15 protein-coding genes and 1 pseudogene are annotated in these 17081 nt (G+C 66.6%); 3 read left to right on the top strand and 13 right to left on the bottom strand.

What is annotated here, in order from left to right; all coding sequences use genetic code 11:
- Positions 1-70: 70 nt before the first annotated feature.
- The 13 genes from ftsA to mraZ all read right to left on the bottom strand — a co-directional run bounded on the left by ftsA (position 71) and on the right by mraZ (position 15241).
- Positions 71-1306 (bottom strand): cell division protein FtsA, encoded by a 1236-nt coding sequence (gene ftsA / locus CKY51_RS00300; protein ID WP_022973140.1) that lies wholly within the window; start codon positions 1304-1306, stop codon positions 71-73.
- Positions 1303-2151, bottom strand: a complete 849-nt coding sequence (locus CKY51_RS00295) for a cell division protein FtsQ/DivIB (protein WP_022973139.1) — start codon at positions 2149-2151, stop codon at positions 1303-1305. Before CKY51_RS00295 ends, ftsA begins: the two co-directional genes overlap by 4 nt.
- 88 nt (positions 2152-2239) lie before the next feature.
- Positions 2240-3223, bottom strand: coding sequence for a D-alanine--D-alanine ligase (locus tag CKY51_RS00290; RefSeq protein WP_022973138.1), 984 nt, complete (start codon positions 3221-3223; stop codon positions 2240-2242).
- Positions 3220-4653, bottom strand: a complete 1434-nt coding sequence (murC, locus tag CKY51_RS00285) for a UDP-N-acetylmuramate--L-alanine ligase (RefSeq protein ID WP_022973137.1) — start codon at positions 4651-4653, stop codon at positions 3220-3222. The genes CKY51_RS00290 and murC overlap by 4 nt, the downstream gene beginning before the upstream one ends.
- On the bottom strand, positions 4650-5978 hold the full coding sequence (murG, locus tag CKY51_RS00280; protein ID WP_152248719.1) for an undecaprenyldiphospho-muramoylpentapeptide beta-N-acetylglucosaminyltransferase: 1329 nt from the start codon (positions 5976-5978) through the stop codon (positions 4650-4652). The genes murC and murG overlap by 4 nt, the downstream gene beginning before the upstream one ends.
- A complete protein-coding gene (gene ftsW / locus CKY51_RS00275) occupies positions 5975-7318 on the bottom strand; it encodes a putative lipid II flippase FtsW (protein ID WP_152248718.1) in 1344 nt (447 codons plus the stop codon). The genes murG and ftsW overlap by 4 nt, the downstream gene beginning before the upstream one ends.
- A complete protein-coding gene (mraY, locus tag CKY51_RS00270; RefSeq protein WP_152248717.1) occupies positions 7318-8403 on the bottom strand; it encodes a phospho-N-acetylmuramoyl-pentapeptide-transferase in 1086 nt (361 codons plus the stop codon). The genes ftsW and mraY overlap by 1 nt, the downstream gene beginning before the upstream one ends.
- Positions 8393-9952 (bottom strand): UDP-N-acetylmuramoyl-tripeptide--D-alanyl-D-alanine ligase, encoded by a 1560-nt coding sequence (locus CKY51_RS00265; protein ID WP_022971139.1) that lies wholly within the window; start codon positions 9950-9952, stop codon positions 8393-8395. Before CKY51_RS00265 ends, mraY begins: the two co-directional genes overlap by 11 nt.
- Positions 9949-11424 (bottom strand): UDP-N-acetylmuramoyl-L-alanyl-D-glutamate--2,6-diaminopimelate ligase, encoded by a 1476-nt coding sequence (locus CKY51_RS00260; protein ID WP_031338716.1) that lies wholly within the window; start codon positions 11422-11424, stop codon positions 9949-9951. Before CKY51_RS00260 ends, CKY51_RS00265 begins: the two co-directional genes overlap by 4 nt.
- 8 nt (positions 11425-11432) lie before the next feature.
- Positions 11433-13301, bottom strand: a complete 1869-nt coding sequence (locus CKY51_RS00255) for a peptidoglycan D,D-transpeptidase FtsI family protein (RefSeq protein WP_022971141.1) — start codon at positions 13299-13301, stop codon at positions 11433-11435.
- Between the two features lie 211 nt (positions 13302-13512).
- Positions 13513-13776 carry a cell division protein FtsL gene (gene ftsL / locus CKY51_RS00250; protein ID WP_022971142.1) on the bottom strand — a complete coding sequence of 88 codons (264 nt, stop codon included), beginning with the start codon at positions 13774-13776 and terminating at the stop codon, positions 13513-13515.
- Positions 13773-14771: a 16S rRNA (cytosine(1402)-N(4))-methyltransferase RsmH gene (rsmH, locus tag CKY51_RS00245; RefSeq protein ID WP_022971143.1), complete on the bottom strand. Its 999-nt coding sequence runs from the start codon at positions 14769-14771 to the stop codon at positions 13773-13775. Before rsmH ends, ftsL begins: the two co-directional genes overlap by 4 nt.
- Before the next feature lie 14 nt (positions 14772-14785).
- Positions 14786-15241 (bottom strand): division/cell wall cluster transcriptional repressor MraZ, encoded by a 456-nt coding sequence (gene mraZ, locus CKY51_RS00240; RefSeq protein WP_022971144.1) that lies wholly within the window; start codon positions 15239-15241, stop codon positions 14786-14788.
- A gap of 314 nt (positions 15242-15555) precedes the next feature.
- Here mraZ and CKY51_RS00235 point away from each other — a divergent pair, with 314 nt between their 5' ends.
- From CKY51_RS00235 to CKY51_RS00225, 3 genes and pseudogenes are all read left to right on the top strand, one after another.
- Positions 15556-16323, top strand: coding sequence for an NRDE family protein (locus CKY51_RS00235; protein WP_022971145.1), 768 nt, complete (start codon positions 15556-15558; stop codon positions 16321-16323).
- Positions 16324-16374: 51 nt separating this feature from the next.
- A complete protein-coding gene (locus CKY51_RS00230; RefSeq protein ID WP_022971146.1) occupies positions 16375-16626 on the top strand; it encodes a type II toxin-antitoxin system CcdA family antitoxin in 252 nt (83 codons plus the stop codon).
- A pseudogene (locus CKY51_RS00225) lies at positions 16623-16873 on the top strand (CcdB family protein); the annotation flags it as partial. The gene CKY51_RS00230 and the pseudogene CKY51_RS00225, both read left to right, overlap by 4 nt.
- Between the last annotated feature and the right edge of the window lie 208 nt (positions 16874-17081).

Raw genomic sequence — 17081 nt, 5'->3', positions numbered from 1 at the left:
TTCCTACCAACCTTCCGCTCTCTGCTCTTGCTCTCTAGCTCTTCCGGGTCCCGGGTCCCGGGTCCCGGCTTCAAAACTCGCCGCGATACCAGTTGCGCAATTTCTTGAACAAGCTGCCCGCACGTCCGGTCGGAATCGACGGCCGTCGCGGATGTTCGATCTGGCTGCCCATCAGCAACAGGCCCACGCCGGAGGCGTGCACCGGATTTCCCACCACTTCGCCCAGGCCGGTGACATGCTGGGGAATCCCCACCCGCACCGGCATCTGCAGCATTTCCTCGGCCAGCTCGACCACGCCTTCCATCTTTGAGGCGCCGCCGGTGAGCACCATGCCGGCACGCACCAGTTCCTCGAAACCGGAACGCCGCAGCTCGGCCTGCACCATTTCGAAGATTTCCTCATAGCGGCCCTGCACCGCCTGGGCCAGCGCATGCCGCGGCATGCGACGCGGCGGACGGTCGCCAACCGACGGCACCTGGATGCTTTCCTCGGCGGTGGCCAGCTGCGCCAACGCACAGGCGTAGCGCACCTTGATCTGCTCGGCCTCGGGGGTCGGCGTGCGCAACATATGCGCGATGTCGTTCGTGACGTGGTCGCCGGCGATCGGCAACGAGGCGGTGTGGCAGATCGCGCCCTGCACGTAGACCGCAAGATCGGTGGTACCGGCGCCGATGTCCACCAGCACCACGCCCAATTCGCGCTCGTCGGCGGTCAACACGGCCACCGAGGAGGCCAGCGAGGACAGCACCAGGTCGTCGACCTGCAGGCCACACTTCTGCACGCACTTGCTGATGTTGGCCGCAGCCGACTGCGCACACACCACCAGATGGGCATGCACCTCCAGGCGTACGCCGGTCATACCGACCGGGTTGCGAATGCCTTCCTGCGAGTCGTCCAGCACGTATTCGCGTGGGATCGCGTGCAGGATGCGCTGGTCGGCCGGGATCGCCACCGCCTTGGCAGCGTCCAGCACCCGTTCCAGATCGCTCCAGGTCACTTCGCCGTCGCGGATCGGCACGATGCCGGGCGAGTTCTTGCACTGCACGTGATTGCCGGAGATCGACGCGTACACCGAGCGGATCTCGCAACCAGCCATCAGCTCGGCTTCCTCCACCGCGCGCTGGATCGACTGCACCGTGGATTCGATATCCACCACCACGCCGCGCTTGAGACCGCGCGATTCATGCGAACCGATCCCGATCACCTCGATCGGGTTGCCGGGCGAATACTCGCCGACCAGCGCGACGACCTTGGAGGTGCCGATGTCCAGTCCAACGATGAGGGATTTGTCGCCTTTGCGGTTCATGTGCGGGGACTGCGAAGAGGGGAGGTGAGGGAAGCCGGAGCCTGGAAAAGCGAAGCGACCGTTTCAGCCGGCGTGGCGTGGTTGATTCGAGCTGCCTGGGGAGCGTGAGCGTGCTTCGAGTCCCGCGTCCCGGGTCCCGGGTCCCTGCTCTCCACCGCCGAGCGAGTCACGGTGAACCCATTGGTATAACGCAGGTCGGCGCGCGCGATCGGGCGTTGCGGATCGGCCAGTTGCGGCAACACTCGCGCGAAGCGTTGCAGGCGCGCACGCGCATCGTCACGGCCAATGACGATCTGCAGGCCGTTGCTCAGGCTCAGCGACCAACTGCCGCGCGCATCCATCTCCAGCCGCTCCACATCCAGGCCGGTGGGCGCGAACAGCGCGCGCGACTCGTTGTACAAGGCCACCACTTCATGCGTGCGGCTGTCCGGCCCGCCCAGCTGCGGCAGCTTGAAATCCTTCAGCAGCGGCGGCGTACGGAACAAGCGTCCTTGTTCGGACAACATGCGATCGCTGCCCCAGCGCGCAAACGGCCGGTGTTCGACGACATGCACTTCCAGCACGTCGGGCCAACGCTTGCGGACCTGCGCGTGCTCGACCCATGGCAAGCGTGCGATGGCGTCCTGTGCATCCTGCAGCTTGACCGCGAAGAAGCCCGCCCGCGCGTACGGCAACACCACCGCGCGCAACTGCTCGGCCGACACCCGCTTGAAGTCGCCGGACACGCGCAACCTGGCCAACGGCCAGCGCTCGGCGCCGACCCAGCCGTTGAGCACGGCGACCACCGGCAGCGCCACCAGCGCCAACGCGATCACCCAGGCCAGGATGCGCAGGGTCGCGTTCAAGGGCGCGCTCCGTGCGCGTCGTGCGCGTCGTGCGCGTCGGGACCCGGGTCCCGGGTCCCGAGTCCCGACATCACTGCCATCACCAGCGTCATAGCGTCTGCTCCAGCACACGCCACACCAGTTGCTCGAAATCGATACCGAGCTGGCGCGCCGCCTTGGGCACCAGCGAATGGCTGGTCATGCCAGGTGCGGTGTTGACCTCCAGCAGATACAACTGACCGCTGGCGCGGTCGCGCATGACGTCCACGCGTCCCCAGCCACGGCAGCCGGCGGCGCGGAACGCGGCCAGCGCCAAGGCGCCGATCTGCGTTTCGGCCTCGCCTTCCAGGCCAGGACACAGGTATTGAGTGTCCTCGGCGACGTATTTGGCGTTGTAGTCGTACCACTGCCCGTTGGGCACGATGCGGATCGACGGCAGTGCGGTCTCGCCGAGCACGGCCACGGTGAGTTCGTCGCCGTCGATCAGTTGCTCCATCAGCAACGCGCCGTCATAGCGCGCCGCCAAGGCCACCGCTTCTTCCAGTTGATCCTGGTCGAACACCCGGCTGACCCCGACGCTGGAGCCTTCATTGGCCGGCTTGACGATCACCGGCAGGCCGATCTGCTGGGCAGCCGCGTGGATCTCGCTGGCGCTGGCACCGGCAGCCAGCCGCGCATAGCGCGGCGTGCTCAGGCCCAGCGACAACCACACCTGCTTGGTGCGGATCTTGTCCATGCTCAGCGCCGAGCCGAGCACGTCCGAACCGGTATACGGAATGCCGAAGGCTTCCATCAGCCCCTGTACGATGCCGTCCTCACCGCCGCCGTTGTGGCCGTGCAGCACGTTGAAGACGCGATCGAACTGCTGGGCGACAAGCGCCTTCGCCAATGCCGGAATGCCGTCCACCGGCTGCGCATCGACACCGCGCGCGCGCAGCGCGTCCAACACATTGCGGCCGGAATTCAACGACACCTCACGCTCGGACGAGGTGCCGCCGAGCAGCACGGCAACGCGACCGAATGCAGACGGATCGCGGGTGCGTTTGTCAAAGCCGGGTCCCGGGTCCCGGGTCCCGACCGCTGAAGCGCTCATGCTTCACCTCCGGAAAATCCATGACTGATGATGTGCTGTGCCATGTAGCCGATATCGCCCGCGCCCATCATCAGCAGCAGGTCGCCATCCTGCAGCACGTCCGGCAATACGTCCGGCAGGCCGTTCACCTGCCCGACGACCACCGGCTCGCTGCGACCGCGCGCGCGAATGGCACGCGCCAGGGCACGCGAATCGGCGCCTGGAATCGGCGCTTCACCGGCCGGATAAACTTCGCTCAACACCAGTGCATCGACGGTGCTGAGCACGGCAGCGAATGCGTCGAACTGGTCGCGGGTCCGGCTATAGCGATGCGGCTGGAAGGCCACCACCAGGCGCTTGTCCGGCCAGCCGCCACGGGCAGCGGCGAACACCGCTTCCAGCTCGCGCGGATGGTGGCCATAGTCGTCGACCACGCGCACGCGCGCACCGCTAGCGGTGATGACTTCACCCAGGTCATTGAATCGGCGCCCGATGCCGGCGAAGTTTTCCAGCGCGCGCGCGATGGTCTCTGGCGCCACGCCCAGCTGCCAGCCAATCGCGGCAGCGGCCAGCGCATTGAGCACATTGTGTCGTCCCGGCAAGGCCAGCGTCACCGGCGTGGTGGTGCCTTCGGGCAGGCGCAGGGTGAAGCGCATGCGCGGCCCATCCTGCACCACGTCCTCGGCGCGCACGTCGGCGGTCTCGCTCATGCCATAGGTCATCACGTGGCGCGGTGTCTTGCCCGCCAGCGCAGCGACTTCCGGATCGTCGATGCACAGCACCGCCAGGCCGTAGAACGGCAAGCGCTGCAGGAACTCGGCGAAGGCGGCCTGCACGCGGGCAAAGTCGTTGCCGTAGTTTTCCAGATGATCGGCATCGATGTTGGTGATGACCGCCATCAACGGATTCAAGCGCAGGAAGCTGCCATCGCTTTCGTCGGCCTCGGCCACCAGCCATTGGCCGCCACCGAGCTTGGCGTTGGCACCGGCGGCCAGCAGTTGTCCGCCGATGACGAAGGTCGGATCCAGTCCACCTTCGCTCAGCACGGCCGCGGCCAAGCTGGTGGTGGTGGTCTTGCCATGGGTGCCGGCCACTGCGATGCCGCGACGGAAGCGCATCAACTCGGCCAGCATCGCTGCGCGCGGCATGATCGGAATGCGCTGGCTGCGCGCTTCCATCAGTTCCGGATTGTCCTCGCGAATGGCGCTGGACACTACCACGCAATCAGTGCCGAGCACGTTGGCTGCCGAGTGCCCACGCATCACGCGTGCACCGAGCTTGGCCAGCCGGCGCGTGGCCGCATTGTCCGCGTTGTCCGAACCGGAGACTTCATAGCCCAGCGTCAGCATGACTTCGGCGATACCGCTCATGCCGGTGCCGCCGATGCCGACGAAGTGCACGCGTGGGAACGCCCGCACCAGATCGCCGCTGTCCTGCAGACGACGGATCATTGGGCACCTCCGGGGGAAAGGCCGGGACGCGGGACCCGGGACCCGGGCCCCGGGAAAAGCGAAACGGCGGCGCGCTGCGCCTGCCCCTGAGGTTGGTCGACGTGCATGCCCATCCGCTGTTGATCGTGCGTCCCGCGTACACCGGCATCCGCATCGCGGTTCACGGCTCTCCTTTGCTGTTGCTCTTCCCGGGTTCCGGGTCCCGGGTCCCGAGTCCCGGCTTCTTCCAGAATGATGTCGGCGATATGTTCGGCCGCATCCGGCTTGGCGAGCGTGCGCGCGGCCTCTGCCATCGCCAGCCGGCGCACAGGATCGGCGAGCAAGGTCTGCAAGACCTGCTGCAGACGCACCGCCAAGCTGTCGTCCTGCTTGAGCAGCACCGCGGCGTTGGCGCCGACCAGATACTCGGCATTCCGGGTCTGGTGGTCGTCCACCGCGGCAGCGAACGGAACCAGCACGCTGCCGACACCGGCCGCGCACAACTCGGCCAGGGTGGATGCACCGGCGCGGCACACCACCAGGTCAGCCCAGGCATACGCCGCCGCCATGTCCGCGATAAAGGCTTCGACGCTGGCGCTGACGCCGGCATCGGCATACGAGCGTTCGGCTTCGGCGCGCAGCTTCTCACCGCACTGGTGACGCACCTCCACTGCCGGATGGCCGAGGGCGGCCAGCGCAGCAGGGACAGCCTGATTGAGCGCACGAGCGCCCTGGCTCCCACCGAGCACCAGCAGCCGCACCGGACCGCCACGGCCGCTCAACCGCACTGCCGGCGCCGGCAATGCGGCAATTTCAGCGCGCACCGGATTGCCCACCGCTTCCTCACCGGCGAAGCTGCCCGGGAAGCCGGTCAGCACGCGACGCGCGAAACGCGACAACACCTTGTTGGTCATGCCTGGAGCGCGATTCTGTTCGTGCACCAACAGCGGCAAGCCGAGCAAGCGTGCCGCCAGCCCGCCGGGGCCGGCCGCAAAGCCGCCGAAGCTGACCACTGCGCGCGGCTGGCGCTGGCGCAACACAAAGCCGGCCGCGCGCACCGCGCGCGCCACCCGGACCGGCGCGCCCAGCAGCTTCAACACGCCCTTGCCACGCAGGCCGGTAATGGCCAAGGTGTCGATCGCAATGCCCTGTGGCGGTACCAGCCGCGTTTCCATCGCGCCCTCGGCACCCAGCCAGGTGACCGGTACGCCCCGCGCGCGCAGCACCTTGGCGACGGCCAGGCCAGGGAAGATATGGCCGCCGGTCCCACCGGCCAGAATCATCACCGGTCGCGCGCCCGCAACCGGATGCGCCGACGCTTGCGAGGGATGCGCAGACAGACTCATGCCATCCTCCCGAAGGTCGGTTCCACCCGCGGCTGCATCCGGCTGGTACCACGCAACACCGCCGAGGCAGGCGCCACCGAGACCGACGCGATGGCCGGCTCGCGTTGCGGTGCACGTGCCGGCGCAGCCGGTGCCGGCTCGGCCACCGCAGCCGGCTCGGCGGGTGCGGTGGCCGCCACGCCCTGCGGCGACAGCTTGCTACGCAGACGTTCGGCGCGATCCATTTCGTAGGAGACGCGCAGCAGCAGCCCCATCGCCACGCAGGTCATCAGCACCGACGAGCCGCCGGAAGAAATCAGCGGCAAGGTCAGACCCTTGGTGGGCAGGATTCCCAGGTTCACGCCCACCGAGACGAAGCTCTGCAGGCTGATCCACAGGCCGATGCCGAAGGCGATGTAGCCGGAGAAATGGCGCTTCATTTCCACGCAGCGCATGCCCAGCCAAAACGCACGGCCGACCAGCAGCGCATACAGCGCGACCACGCCGCAGACCCCGACGAAGCCGAGTTCTTCGGCGATCACCGAGAAGATGAAGTCGGTATGCGCCTCAGGCAGGTAGTTGAGCTTCTGCACCGAAGCGCCCAGGCCCACGCCCGTCCATTCGCCACGGCCGACGGCCATCAGTGCATTGGACAGCTGGTAGCCCGAGCCGAGCTGGTCGGCCCACGGGTCCAGGAACGAGGTGATGCGACGCAACCGATACGGCTCGAGGATGGCGATGAATGCAAACACCGGCAGGCCGATCACGATCGGCATCGACATCCGCGGCAGGTTCACGCCGCCCAGCACCAGCATGCCGGCGGTGATCGCCAGCAGCAGCGTCGAGGAGCCGAAGTCCGGCTGCAGCAGCAGCAGACCGACCAGCGCCACCGCCACACCGAGCGGCTTGAGCATTGCTGGCCAGGTCGCATTGACCTCGTCGCGAAAGCGCACCAGATAGCTGGACAGCCAGACGATATACAGCACCTTGACCGCTTCGACGGTCTGGAACTTGGACACGCCCAGATTGATCCAGCGTCGCGCCCCGTTGACGCTGCTGCCCAGGCCCGGCACGAACACCACCACCAGCAAGGCGAAGCAGGCCAGCAGCAGGATCTGGTTGTATTGCTCGATGGTCTTGAGCTCGGTGCGCATCGCCCAGAACGCCAGGCCCACGCCGATGCCCAGGAACAACAGATGGCGGGTCAGGTAGTAGAACGGGCTATCGGTCAGCTCGATCGAGCTGGACGCCACCATCACCACGCCCAGCGAGGCGAGCGTGGCCGCGGCGCCGAGCAACCAGGGATCGTAGCGGCCGCCGATGGCATCCAGTCGGGTGGCTTGGCGAGACATGTCGTTCATCAGCGCACCTTCAACGTGGCCAGGCCAATCAGCACGAGCACGACCGAGATGATCCAGAAGCGCACGATCACCCGCGGCTCCGGCCAGCCCTTCAGTTCGAAATGGTGGTGGATCGGCGCCATGCGGAACACGCGCTTGCCGGTCAGCTTGAAGCTGGCGACCTGGATCATCACCGACAGCGTTTCGACCACGAACACGCCGCCCATCACCACCAGCACCAGTTCCTGCCGCACGATCACCGCGATGGTGCCGAGCACCGCACCCAGCGCCAGCGCGCCGATGTCCCCCATGAACACCATCGCCGGATAGGTGTTGAACCACAGGAAGCCGAGGCCCGCGCCGGCGATCGCCGCACAGATGATGATCAGTTCGCCGGCACCGGGAATGGTGGGGATCTTCAGATACTCGGAGAACACCACGTTGCCCGAAGCGTAGGCGAACACGCCCAGCGCGCAGGCCACCAGCACGGTCGGCATGATGGCCAGTCCATCCAGGCCATCGGTGAGGTTCACCGCGTTGGAGAAGCCGACGATCCAGAAGTAGGCGATCACCACGAAGCTCACGCCCGCCAGCGGCAGCGCGATCGCTTTGAACATGGGGATGTAGAAGGTGATCGCCGCCGGCACATCGGCGGTGTAGAACAGGAACAGACCAGCAGCCAGGCCGAAGATCGACTGCAACAGGTACTTCCAGCGCGACTTCAAACCATTGGGGTCGCGGCGGACGATCTTGATCCAGTCGTCGTACCAACCGATCGCACCGAAGCAGATCATCACTGTCAGCACCAACCACACGTAACGGTTGCGCAGATCGCCCCACAACAACACCGACGCCAGCACGTTCATCAGAATCAGGCTGCCGCCCATGGTCGGCGTGCCGGCCTTGGAGAAGTGCGTCTGCGGGCCGTCCTGACGGATCGGCTGGCCACCCTTGAACTGCGCCAGCTTGCGAATCACCGCCGGCCCCATCCACAGCGACAGGAACAGCGCGGTGAGCGCGGCGAGGATGCCGCGGAACGTCAGATAGTTGAAGAGGCCGAACACGCTCTCCAACTGCTGCAGCCAACGCGCCAGTTCAAGCAGCATGGGAAGCCCCCTCGTTGCTCGCGAGCAGGGCGGTGACGATGCGGTCCATGGCGCTGCCGCGCGAGCCCTTCACCAGGAGGGTGATGGGAGCTGGCCCCGGGACCCGGGACCCGGGACCCGAAAGAGCGGACGTGGACTGCAGTTTTGATTGGTGAATCAAAGCGTCTTCCTGCGTATTACCCGATGCTTGCTGTTGCTGTTGCTGTTGCTGTTGCTGTTCCCGGGATCCGAGGCCCGGTTCCTGGGTCCCGGCTTCCAGAAGATCCGCCTGCAATGCCGCCGCCAGCTCCGCGTGCGTGGCAAATACCCGGCCGCCCTCACCAAAGGCCTGTGCGGCGGCGGCGCTGAGGTCGCCCAGGGCGTACAGCCGCTGCAAGCCGGCGCGACGGGCACGCTGACCGGCAGCAGCATGCAATGCCATCGCTTCTGCACCGAGTTCGCGCATATCGCCCAGCACCAGCCAGCCCGGGCCGGCGGCAGCGGCCAGGGTGTCGATGGCCGCATCCAGCGAACCGGGGTTGGCGTTGTAGCTGTCGTCGACCAGGACCGCGCCGCTCGCCAGGCGATGGGCGATCTGACGTCCGCCGACGGGACGCGCCTGCGCCAGGCCGGCGGCGATGGTCGACAGGGCGATGCCGGCGCCCAGCGCCAAGCCAGCGGCAGCCAGCGCATTGAGCACGTTGTGGCGCCCCGGCAGGGCTAGCGTGATGGCGGCCTCGCCCTGCGGGCAGACCAGGGTGAAACGCGCGCCGTCGACGCCAACTTGCAGCTGGCGCGCGGTCAGATCGGCGCTGGCCTGCAGGCCATAGCGCACGACACGCCGGCCCGGCGTGGCCTGCAATTGCTGCTCGAACCAGGCGCCGAAGGCATCGTCGGCATTGATCACTGCCACGCCGCCGGGCGGCAACGCCGCGTAGATGGCGCCCTTGGTCTGCGCCACGCCCAGCAGGCTGCCCAGCCGTTCCAGGTGCGCCGAGGCGATGTTGTTGACCAGCGAGACCTGCGGCGGCGCGATGTCGGTCAGATAGGCGATATCGCCCGGCTTGCCTGCGCCCATTTCGTAGATCGCCAGGTCCGCATCGTCGGGGGCGGCGATCACCGCCAACGGCAGGCCGATCTCGTTATTGCGATTGCCCGGCGTGGCATACACGCTCCGGCCTTCGACACGGCTGGCTTCCTGCAGGATGGCCGACAGCAAGGCCTTGACCGTGGTCTTGCCATTGGAGCCCGTCAGTGCGATCACCCGCGTGGCGCGATCGCGCTGCATGGCCGCGGCGATGCGCGCCAGCGCGCGCTCGCTGTTGTCGACCACCACCTGCGGTACCGCCAGCTCGGGCAGCCTGCGCTCCACCAACACACCGCTGGCGCCGTGCGCCACCGCGTCGGCAACGAAGTCGTGGCCGTCGAAGCGCTCACCACGCAAGGCGATATACAGGCTGCCGGTCGTGGCGGTGCGGCTGTCGTTGCCGACCGCATCGATCATGGCGTCCTCGCCATGCAGGTCACCGCCGGCCCAATGGGCGATCAGCGAGAGCGGCGTCAGCTTCATACGCGCACTCCCAGCCCGGTCCGCGGCAGCAGCGCCTGCGCGGCAATGGCCGTGTCGTCGAAGGCATGGCGCACGCCGGCCACTTCCTGGTAAGGCTCATGACCCTTGCCGGCGATCAGCACGATGTCGTCGGCACCGGCCATGCTGATGGCCTGAAGGATCGCCGCCGCACGGTCGCGCTGCACGATCGCCGCATCGGGGCGGGCAAAGCCACGCCGGATGTCGGCGACGATGGCATCGCCATCCTCGCCACGCGGATTGTCGTCGGTGACGATGACCACATCGGCATTGACCTCGGCAATCGCCGCCATCTGCGGGCGCTTGCCGCTATCGCGTTCGCCACCGCAGCCGAACACGCAGATCAGCCGGTCCTGCGCGTGCGCGCGCAGACTCGCCAACGCCTGTTCCAGCGCGTCGGGCGTGTGGGCATAGTCGACCACCACCAGTGGGGCGCCATAGGCGCCGCCGAGCCGGTTCATGCGGCCATGGATCGGCTGCAACTGGCCAAGCACGTCGGCGATCTGCGCCGGCGGATGGCCCAGCGCAAACAACGCGCCGGCCACGGCCAACAGGTTGTCCACGTTGAAACGTCCCAGCAAAGGCGAGCGTACCGGATGCACGTGCTGGCCGAGATGCAGCGCGAACGCAATCCCTTGCTGGTCGAGCTGAAGATCCTGTGCCTGCACCATTGCACCGGCCTGGGCACGCGAGCTGACACCGATGACGCGCACGCCCGGATCCATCAGGCCCAGCAACTCGCGGCCGAAGGCGTCGTCGAGATTGATCACCGCCGCCTGCAGGCCGGCACGCACGAACAGCTTGGCCTTGGCCGCGCCGTACTGGGCCATGTCGCCGTGATAGTCGAGATGATCACGGGTGAGATTGGTGAACACCGCCACGTCGAAGCGCACCGCATCCACGCGCCCTTGGTCGAGCGCATGCGAGCTGACTTCCATCGCCACTGCGCGGGCGCCGGCATCGCGCAGCTGCGCGAGCAAGGCGTGGGTCTGCAAGACCAACGGTGTGGTGAAACCGGTCGGCACCGCGGCCCCGTACAGGCCCACGCCCAAGGTGCCGATGGTGCCAGCCGGCTCGCCGAGCAGGGTCAAGGCTTGCGCCATTAGCTGCACGGTAGAGGTCTTGCCGTTGGTACCGGTGACCCCGACCATGCGCAAGGTCTGCGAGGGATGGCCGTGAAACTGGTCGGCCATCGCACCCAGGCGCGCGCGCAGGCCAGGCACGGCGATCGCATCGGCCGGTGCTGGCAGATCGGCCGGTGCCGGCGGTTCGAACAGGATCGCGCTCGCGCCCTGGGTCCGCGCCTGTGCAGCAAAACGCAGACCATGCGCGCCAAAGCCGGCGATCGCCACAAAGGCATCGCCGGGCTGCAGCGCACGGCTGTCCATCACCAGGCCGGACACCTGGACGTCGTGCGTCAGCGCCACGTCCGGCAACAGCTGCGAGAGTGCCAGGGTGCGGCTCACTGGCGGCGCTCCTGCACGGGTGCGGGCTGCGCTGGCGCGGCGGGTAGCGCAGGTGCCAGTGCGGTCGGAATACCGGCCGACACTTCGTCCACCGGGTCCGGCACCAAGGCCGGATCCAGGTCGGCCGGCTGCGGCTTGACGACCGGCTGACCGGTCTTGCCGGCCGCTTGTGCTGCGAGCCACGACTGGATGTCATCCGGCGGCACGTCCATCAGCCGCAGCGCGCCTTCCATCACGCGATGGAAGACCGGCGCCGACACCAGGCCGCCGTAGTACACCTTGCCCTGCGGATCGTTGATCACGATGACCGTGGCAAAGCGCGGGCGCGTGGCCGGTACCAGGCCCGCGAACAGCGCGTTGTAATGCCCGCGTTCGTAGCCGCTGGCGCCGTTCTTGCGCGCGGTGCCGGTCTTGCCGGCCACGTGATACCCCAGAATCGCCGCGCCCTTGGCGCCGCCCTGGGTCACCACCGTTTCCATCATGTCGATGACCTGCCGCGCCACTTCCGGGCTGACGACCTGGCGCGACTCGTTATGCTGGCCGCGCACGAAGGTCGGCTGGATCAACTTGCCGCCATTGCCGAGCGCCGAATAGGCCTGGGCGATCTGCAGCGGGGTTACCGACAAGCCGTAGCCGTAGGACATCGTGGTCTTGGAGGTACCGCTCCAGCGCGCCGGCGACAGCACCACACCGCTGGACTCGCCGGGGAAGCCGCTGTGCGGCGCACTGCCGTAGCCGAACTTCTGGATCGACTGATAGAAGGTCTGGTCCGGCACCTTGGCGGCGATCTTGGCCGCGCCGATGTTGGAGCTGCGGGTGATCACCCCGGTCACGTTGAGCACGCCGTTGTTGCGTGGCACGTCGCGAATGGTGAAACGCCCCAGCGTCATGAAGCCGGGGTTGGTGTCGATGATGGTGTCCTTGGTCACCACGCCGGCCGTCAGCGCCGTGGCTACGGTCAACGGCTTCATCGTCGAACCCGGCTCCACCAGATCGGTCACCGCGCGGTTGCGGCGTGCCGATGGGTTGATGCCGGTGACCGCATTCGGGTTGTAGGTCGGCAGGTTGACCATCGCCAGCACTTCGCCGGTGGCCACATCCATCACCACGATCGAACCACCGGCCGCGTTGTTTTCGACCAACGCATTGCGCAGTTCCTTGTAGGCCAGGAACTGGATGCGACGGTCGATGCTCAGCGTCAGGTCCTTGCCCGGCTGTGCCGGATGGATGAGGTCCACGCTCTCGACGATCGCGCCGCGCGCATCGCGCACCACTTTCTTGGAGCCCGGCTTGCCGCGCAGCCATTCGTCGAACGCCAGCTCCAGTCCTTCCTGACCACGGTCGTCGATGTTGGTGAAGCCCAGCACGTGGGCCATCGCCTCGCCTTGCGGATAGAAGCGACGGAATTCGCGCTGCGAGAACACGCCAGGAATTTTCAGGTCGACGATCGCATGCGCCTTGTCCGGGTTGATGCGGCGCTGCAAATACATGAATTCCTTGCCGGCCTTCTGCGCCAGCTTGGCGTTCAACTCGTCGAGCGGCTGTCCGAGCGCCTTGGCCAACTCGGGAATGCGGTCCTGGTTGCGCAACAGTTCCTGCGGATTGACCCAGATCGATTCGACCGGCGTGGACACCGCCAACGGCTCGCCATTGCGATCGGTAATCATGCCGCGCGAGGTGGCGATCGGCAGTTCGCGCAGATAGCGCGCCTCGCCCTGGCGCTGATAGAAATCGCGATTGACCAACTGCACATAAGCCGCGCGCCCGATCAGCGTGACCGAGCACAGCCCCAGCGCCACGCCGACCAGGGTCAGGCGACCGCGCAGGTTGAAGTTGCTGCGAGGGCGGTTGCGGCCGGCCTTCACCTGGCACCTCCCTGTGCGCCACCCTGCGGGCGGCTGCGCCGTGCAAAACGGCTGTCCTGCTGTTTTGTCATAGCCGCACCTCCCTGTGCGCCACCCTGCGGGCGGCTGCGCCGTGCAAAACGGCTGTCCTGCCGTTTTGTCATAGCCGCACTTCCCTGTGCGCCACCCTGCGGGCGGCTGCGCCGTGCAAAACGGCTGTCCTGCCGTTTTGTCATGGCCGCACCACGACGATGTCGTTGGTCTCGGGGAATTTCATCCCGATGCGCTGGCGCGCCACCTGATCGACGCGGTTGCTCTCCGCCCAGGTCGCCTGCTCCAGCTGCAGCCGGCCGAATTCGATGTTGAGCTCGTCGCGGGTGTGTTCGAGCTTGGACAACTGCACGAACAGCTTGCGATGCATATGGCGCATGTAGACCACCCCGATCGCCGAGGCAATCGTGCAGGCCAACAGCACGATGAGCAGCAGGCGGCTCATGACGCGCTCCGCAGGAGCGTGTTCGGGACCTGGGTCCCGGGTCCCGCCAGCTTTTCAGCCACCCGCAATACCGCGCTACGCGCGCGCGGATTGGCGTCCAGCTCGGCGTCGTCGGCCTTGATCGCACCGCTGACCAGTCGCAGGGTCGGCACGAAGGTCTGGGCTTCGGGCAGCCGGCGATTGCTCGGCGGTGCCTTGGCGTGGCGCGCCATGAACTGCTTGACGATACGGTCCTCCAGCGAGTGGAAACTGATCACTGCCAGCCGACCACCGGGTTTGAGCGCGCTCAGCGCCGCGTCCAGACCGGTCTCCAGATCGGCGAGTTCGCGGTTGATATGGATGCGGATGGCCTGGAAGCTGCGGGTGGCCGGATGGGTCTTGCTGTCGCCGCGCGGCATCACCGAGGCGATCAGCTCGGCCAGTTGGGCGGTGCGCAGCAGCGGCTGCTCGGCGCGGCGGGCGACGATGGCGCGGGCAATGCGGCGGCTCTGGCGTTCTTCGCCATAGGTCCACAGCACATCGGCGATCTCGCGCTCGCCGGCCTGCGCCAGCCACTCGGCCGCACTCTGTCCGGCTTCCGGGTCCATGCGCATGTCCAGCGGACCGTCCTTGCCGAAGCTGAAGCCACGGCCAGCCACGTCCAGCTGCGGCGAGGAAACGCCCAAGTCGAGCAGCAGACCGTCCACGCTGGCGGCGGCAGCCACCTGCCCCAGGCCAGCGAAGCTGCCGCGATGGATGGACACGCGCACATCGCCACCGAACTGCTGTTCGGCCACCGCGATCGCCTCGGGATCCTTGTCCATCACCAGCAGTCGACCTCCCGGGCCAAGCTGTTGCAGCACGCCACGTGCGTGCCCGCCACGCCCAAACGTGCCATCGAGATACGTTCCGTTATCGATCACCTGCAGGCCTTCGAGAACCTGCGTGTACAGCACCGGCACATGGGCCGCCGGCGGCTGCGACACCGGGTGACCGGGCTGCGCTTCACCGCGCATCCGGGCACCCCGGCTCACAACCTGAGATCGAGCAACTCATCGCCCAGATCCCCGTCAGACAGCGTCTGCTGGATCAATGCGCGATGCGCCTGCTCGCTCCATAGTTCGAATTTGTCGCCCATGCCCAGCAGCACGGCCTTCTTCTCGATGCCAACCGCGTTGCGATGGCTGGCCGGAATGCTCAGGCGCCCATTGGCGTCCAGCTCCAACACCGCCGAGGAGCCGACCAGCTTCTGCTGCAGCGTGCGGACCACCCGCTGGGTATTGGGCTTGGACATCACGTCGTCGCGCACCCGCTCCCATTCCTTCTCGGCATACAGCCACAGGCACCCGGCCTCGAACGGGTTGTAGGTGAGGACCAGGCGATTTTCACTGACGCGCGCGACCAGGTCGCGATACGCGGTCGGAACCGCCATGCGCCCTTTGTCGTCCACCGTGATGGCCGTCTCGCCCTGAAACACCGAATGCAACCTCGAAAACCCGCCTGGGGAATCATTGAACCACGAAAAACCACAAAAAGCCTGGTTTTCCCTCCGATGCCCACCTTAGCAGCGCGTCAAAGGTTGTCAACAACTTTTGAGGCCCCTATTTGCTATTCACATCAATGAGTTGCGGCACTCTTTAGAGACTTGTTCAAAGCTTATCCACAAGTTGCTGTTTCGTCTCAGATTTTGAGATTGAACGGAAATTCAGGGGGGTGAAGGCCGCGTCAGCGCGACCTCCATCCCACTTCACGCCGGACGCGTCCGCTGCACTCAATGCGCAAAACCGGGACAATGACCGAATGTGTCTGGTCGCCCTTGCCTGGCAGTCCCACCCGCGTTGGCGCCTGCTGTTGGCCGGCAACCGCGATGAGTTCCACGACCGCCCAACCGCGCCGTTGGCCCACTGGCCGCCGCCGGCCGAGGGCGTCCTGGCCGGTCGCGATCTGCGTTCGGGCGGTAGCTGGGTCGGTGCGGGCCGCGATGGCCGTGTGGCAGTGGTCACCAATGTGCGCGACCCACTGGCCAGCGCCTCGGGACGCTCGCGCGGCCACCTGATCGCAGACTACCTCGCCAGCAACGAGCCGGCGGCTGCCTATGCGCAGACGCTGGCGGAAGTGGCCGACGCCTTCCCGCCCTTCAACCTGCTGGTCTGCGATGCCGACCATTGCCAACATCTGAGCAATCACCCACCCCTGGCCCGACGCCTGCCGCCGGGCATCCACGGCATGTCCAATGGCCCACTCGATGCGCCGTGGCCGAAGACCCGCGCTTTGACCCAGGCCCTGACCACCTGGTGCAACAGCGGCAGCGACGACCTGAGTCCACTCTGGGCCGCGCTAGCCGACCTGACCACCGCCGAGGATGCCGAGCTGCCTCAGACCGGTGTCGACCCGGCGACTGAGCACCTACTGTCTGCCGCCTTCATCAGCGGTCCCCACTACGGCACCCGCGCCAGCACCGTCGTGGCGGTTGACCACCGCGGCCACGGCTTCATCCACGAACGCCGCTTTGGCCCCAACGGCCTGTTCATCGGCGAAACCGTCCTTCAACTCGCGGGCGCGCACTGATTGACGCATAGCGTGCGCATAGCGTGTACATAGCGATCCGGAGCCTGACGCATGTCCCGCTATTACGATGTCTCGGCGCAAACGAAGCAGCTGAACCCGACGATCAATTCGGACCTTGCCGCGCAGGCGCGCGCGATGGCGGGCACCTTGCCCGCAAAGGTGGAAGAGTTGCTGGCCGAATACGTCACTAAAGAACGTGACAGCCATAGTGCAAGGACACTGGAGCTGCAGCGCGCCGCGAGCGAATGGACGACCTTCACCAAGGCGCACGGCTCCTTTGCCGACGGGCTCTCCACGCTGTGATCGCTCAGTTCGATGTCAACGCCAATGTCGGCCAAAACAAGAACATCCCCTACGTGGTCGTCGTCCAATCGAAAATTTTCGACGCGCCCCGTGCCGCGTGGTCATCCCGCTGATCCAAAAATCCAAGCACGCTCCCACTCCATCCCGCGTTACTCCGGAACTCACGGTGGCAGGTCACAGCGTCATCCTGCAGCCCTTGGAAATGACCTCCGTGCCGCTGGCTGTGTCGCATCGATCGCAGCGGACGCAAGGCGCGCGAAAAAGCACCCGCACCTCCTCCCTTGAGCCAGCGGCGCAGCGACAGCCGCGGGGTTTGGCAGGCCCCAAGCGGGACCCGCGCTTTGGTACTGCCACAAAATGAAAAACGGCCCGATCCCGTGCAATCGCAAGATGGCCCACAACGACAGGCCACCCATTGCCCAAGTCCCCGACCCAACACCTAGCTGCAAGCCCCC

The sequence above is a fragment of the Xanthomonas maliensis genome, assembly GCF_009192945.1.
GTDB lineage: Bacteria > Pseudomonadota > Gammaproteobacteria > Xanthomonadales > Xanthomonadaceae > Xanthomonas > Xanthomonas maliensis.
The sequence above is the reverse complement of the archived record's forward strand: the minus strand, read 5'-3'. Positions and strand labels throughout refer to the sequence as shown.

Excerpts from the sequence above, each read along its gene's own strand:
- ftsA (WP_022973140.1), bottom strand. The coding sequence starts at position 1,306 with ATGAACCGCAAAGGCGACAAATCCCTCATCGTTGGACTGGACATCGGC.
- CKY51_RS00290 (WP_022973138.1), bottom strand. The coding sequence starts at position 3,223 with ATGAGCGCTTCAGCGGTCGGGACCCGGGACCCGGGACCCGGCTTTGAC.
- murC (WP_022973137.1), bottom strand. The coding sequence starts at position 4,653 with ATGATCCGTCGTCTGCAGGACAGCGGCGATCTGGTGCGGGCGTTCCCA.
- murG (WP_152248719.1), bottom strand. The coding sequence starts at position 5,978 with ATGAGTCTGTCTGCGCATCCCTCGCAAGCGTCGGCGCATCCGGTTGCG.
- ftsW (WP_152248718.1), bottom strand. The coding sequence starts at position 7,318 with ATGAACGACATGTCTCGCCAAGCCACCCGACTGGATGCCATCGGCGGC.
- mraY (WP_152248717.1), bottom strand. The coding sequence starts at position 8,403 with ATGCTGCTTGAACTGGCGCGTTGGCTGCAGCAGTTGGAGAGCGTGTTC.
- CKY51_RS00265 (WP_022971139.1), bottom strand. The coding sequence starts at position 9,952 with ATGAAGCTGACGCCGCTCTCGCTGATCGCCCATTGGGCCGGCGGTGAC.
- ftsL (WP_022971142.1), bottom strand. The coding sequence starts at position 13,776 with ATGAGCCGCCTGCTGCTCATCGTGCTGTTGGCCTGCACGATTGCCTCG.
- rsmH (WP_022971143.1), bottom strand. The coding sequence starts at position 14,771 with ATGCGCGGTGAAGCGCAGCCCGGTCACCCGGTGTCGCAGCCGCCGGCG.
- CKY51_RS00235 (WP_022971145.1), top strand. The coding sequence starts at position 15,556 with ATGTGTCTGGTCGCCCTTGCCTGGCAGTCCCACCCGCGTTGGCGCCTG.
- CKY51_RS00230 (WP_022971146.1), top strand. The coding sequence starts at position 16,375 with ATGTCCCGCTATTACGATGTCTCGGCGCAAACGAAGCAGCTGAACCCG.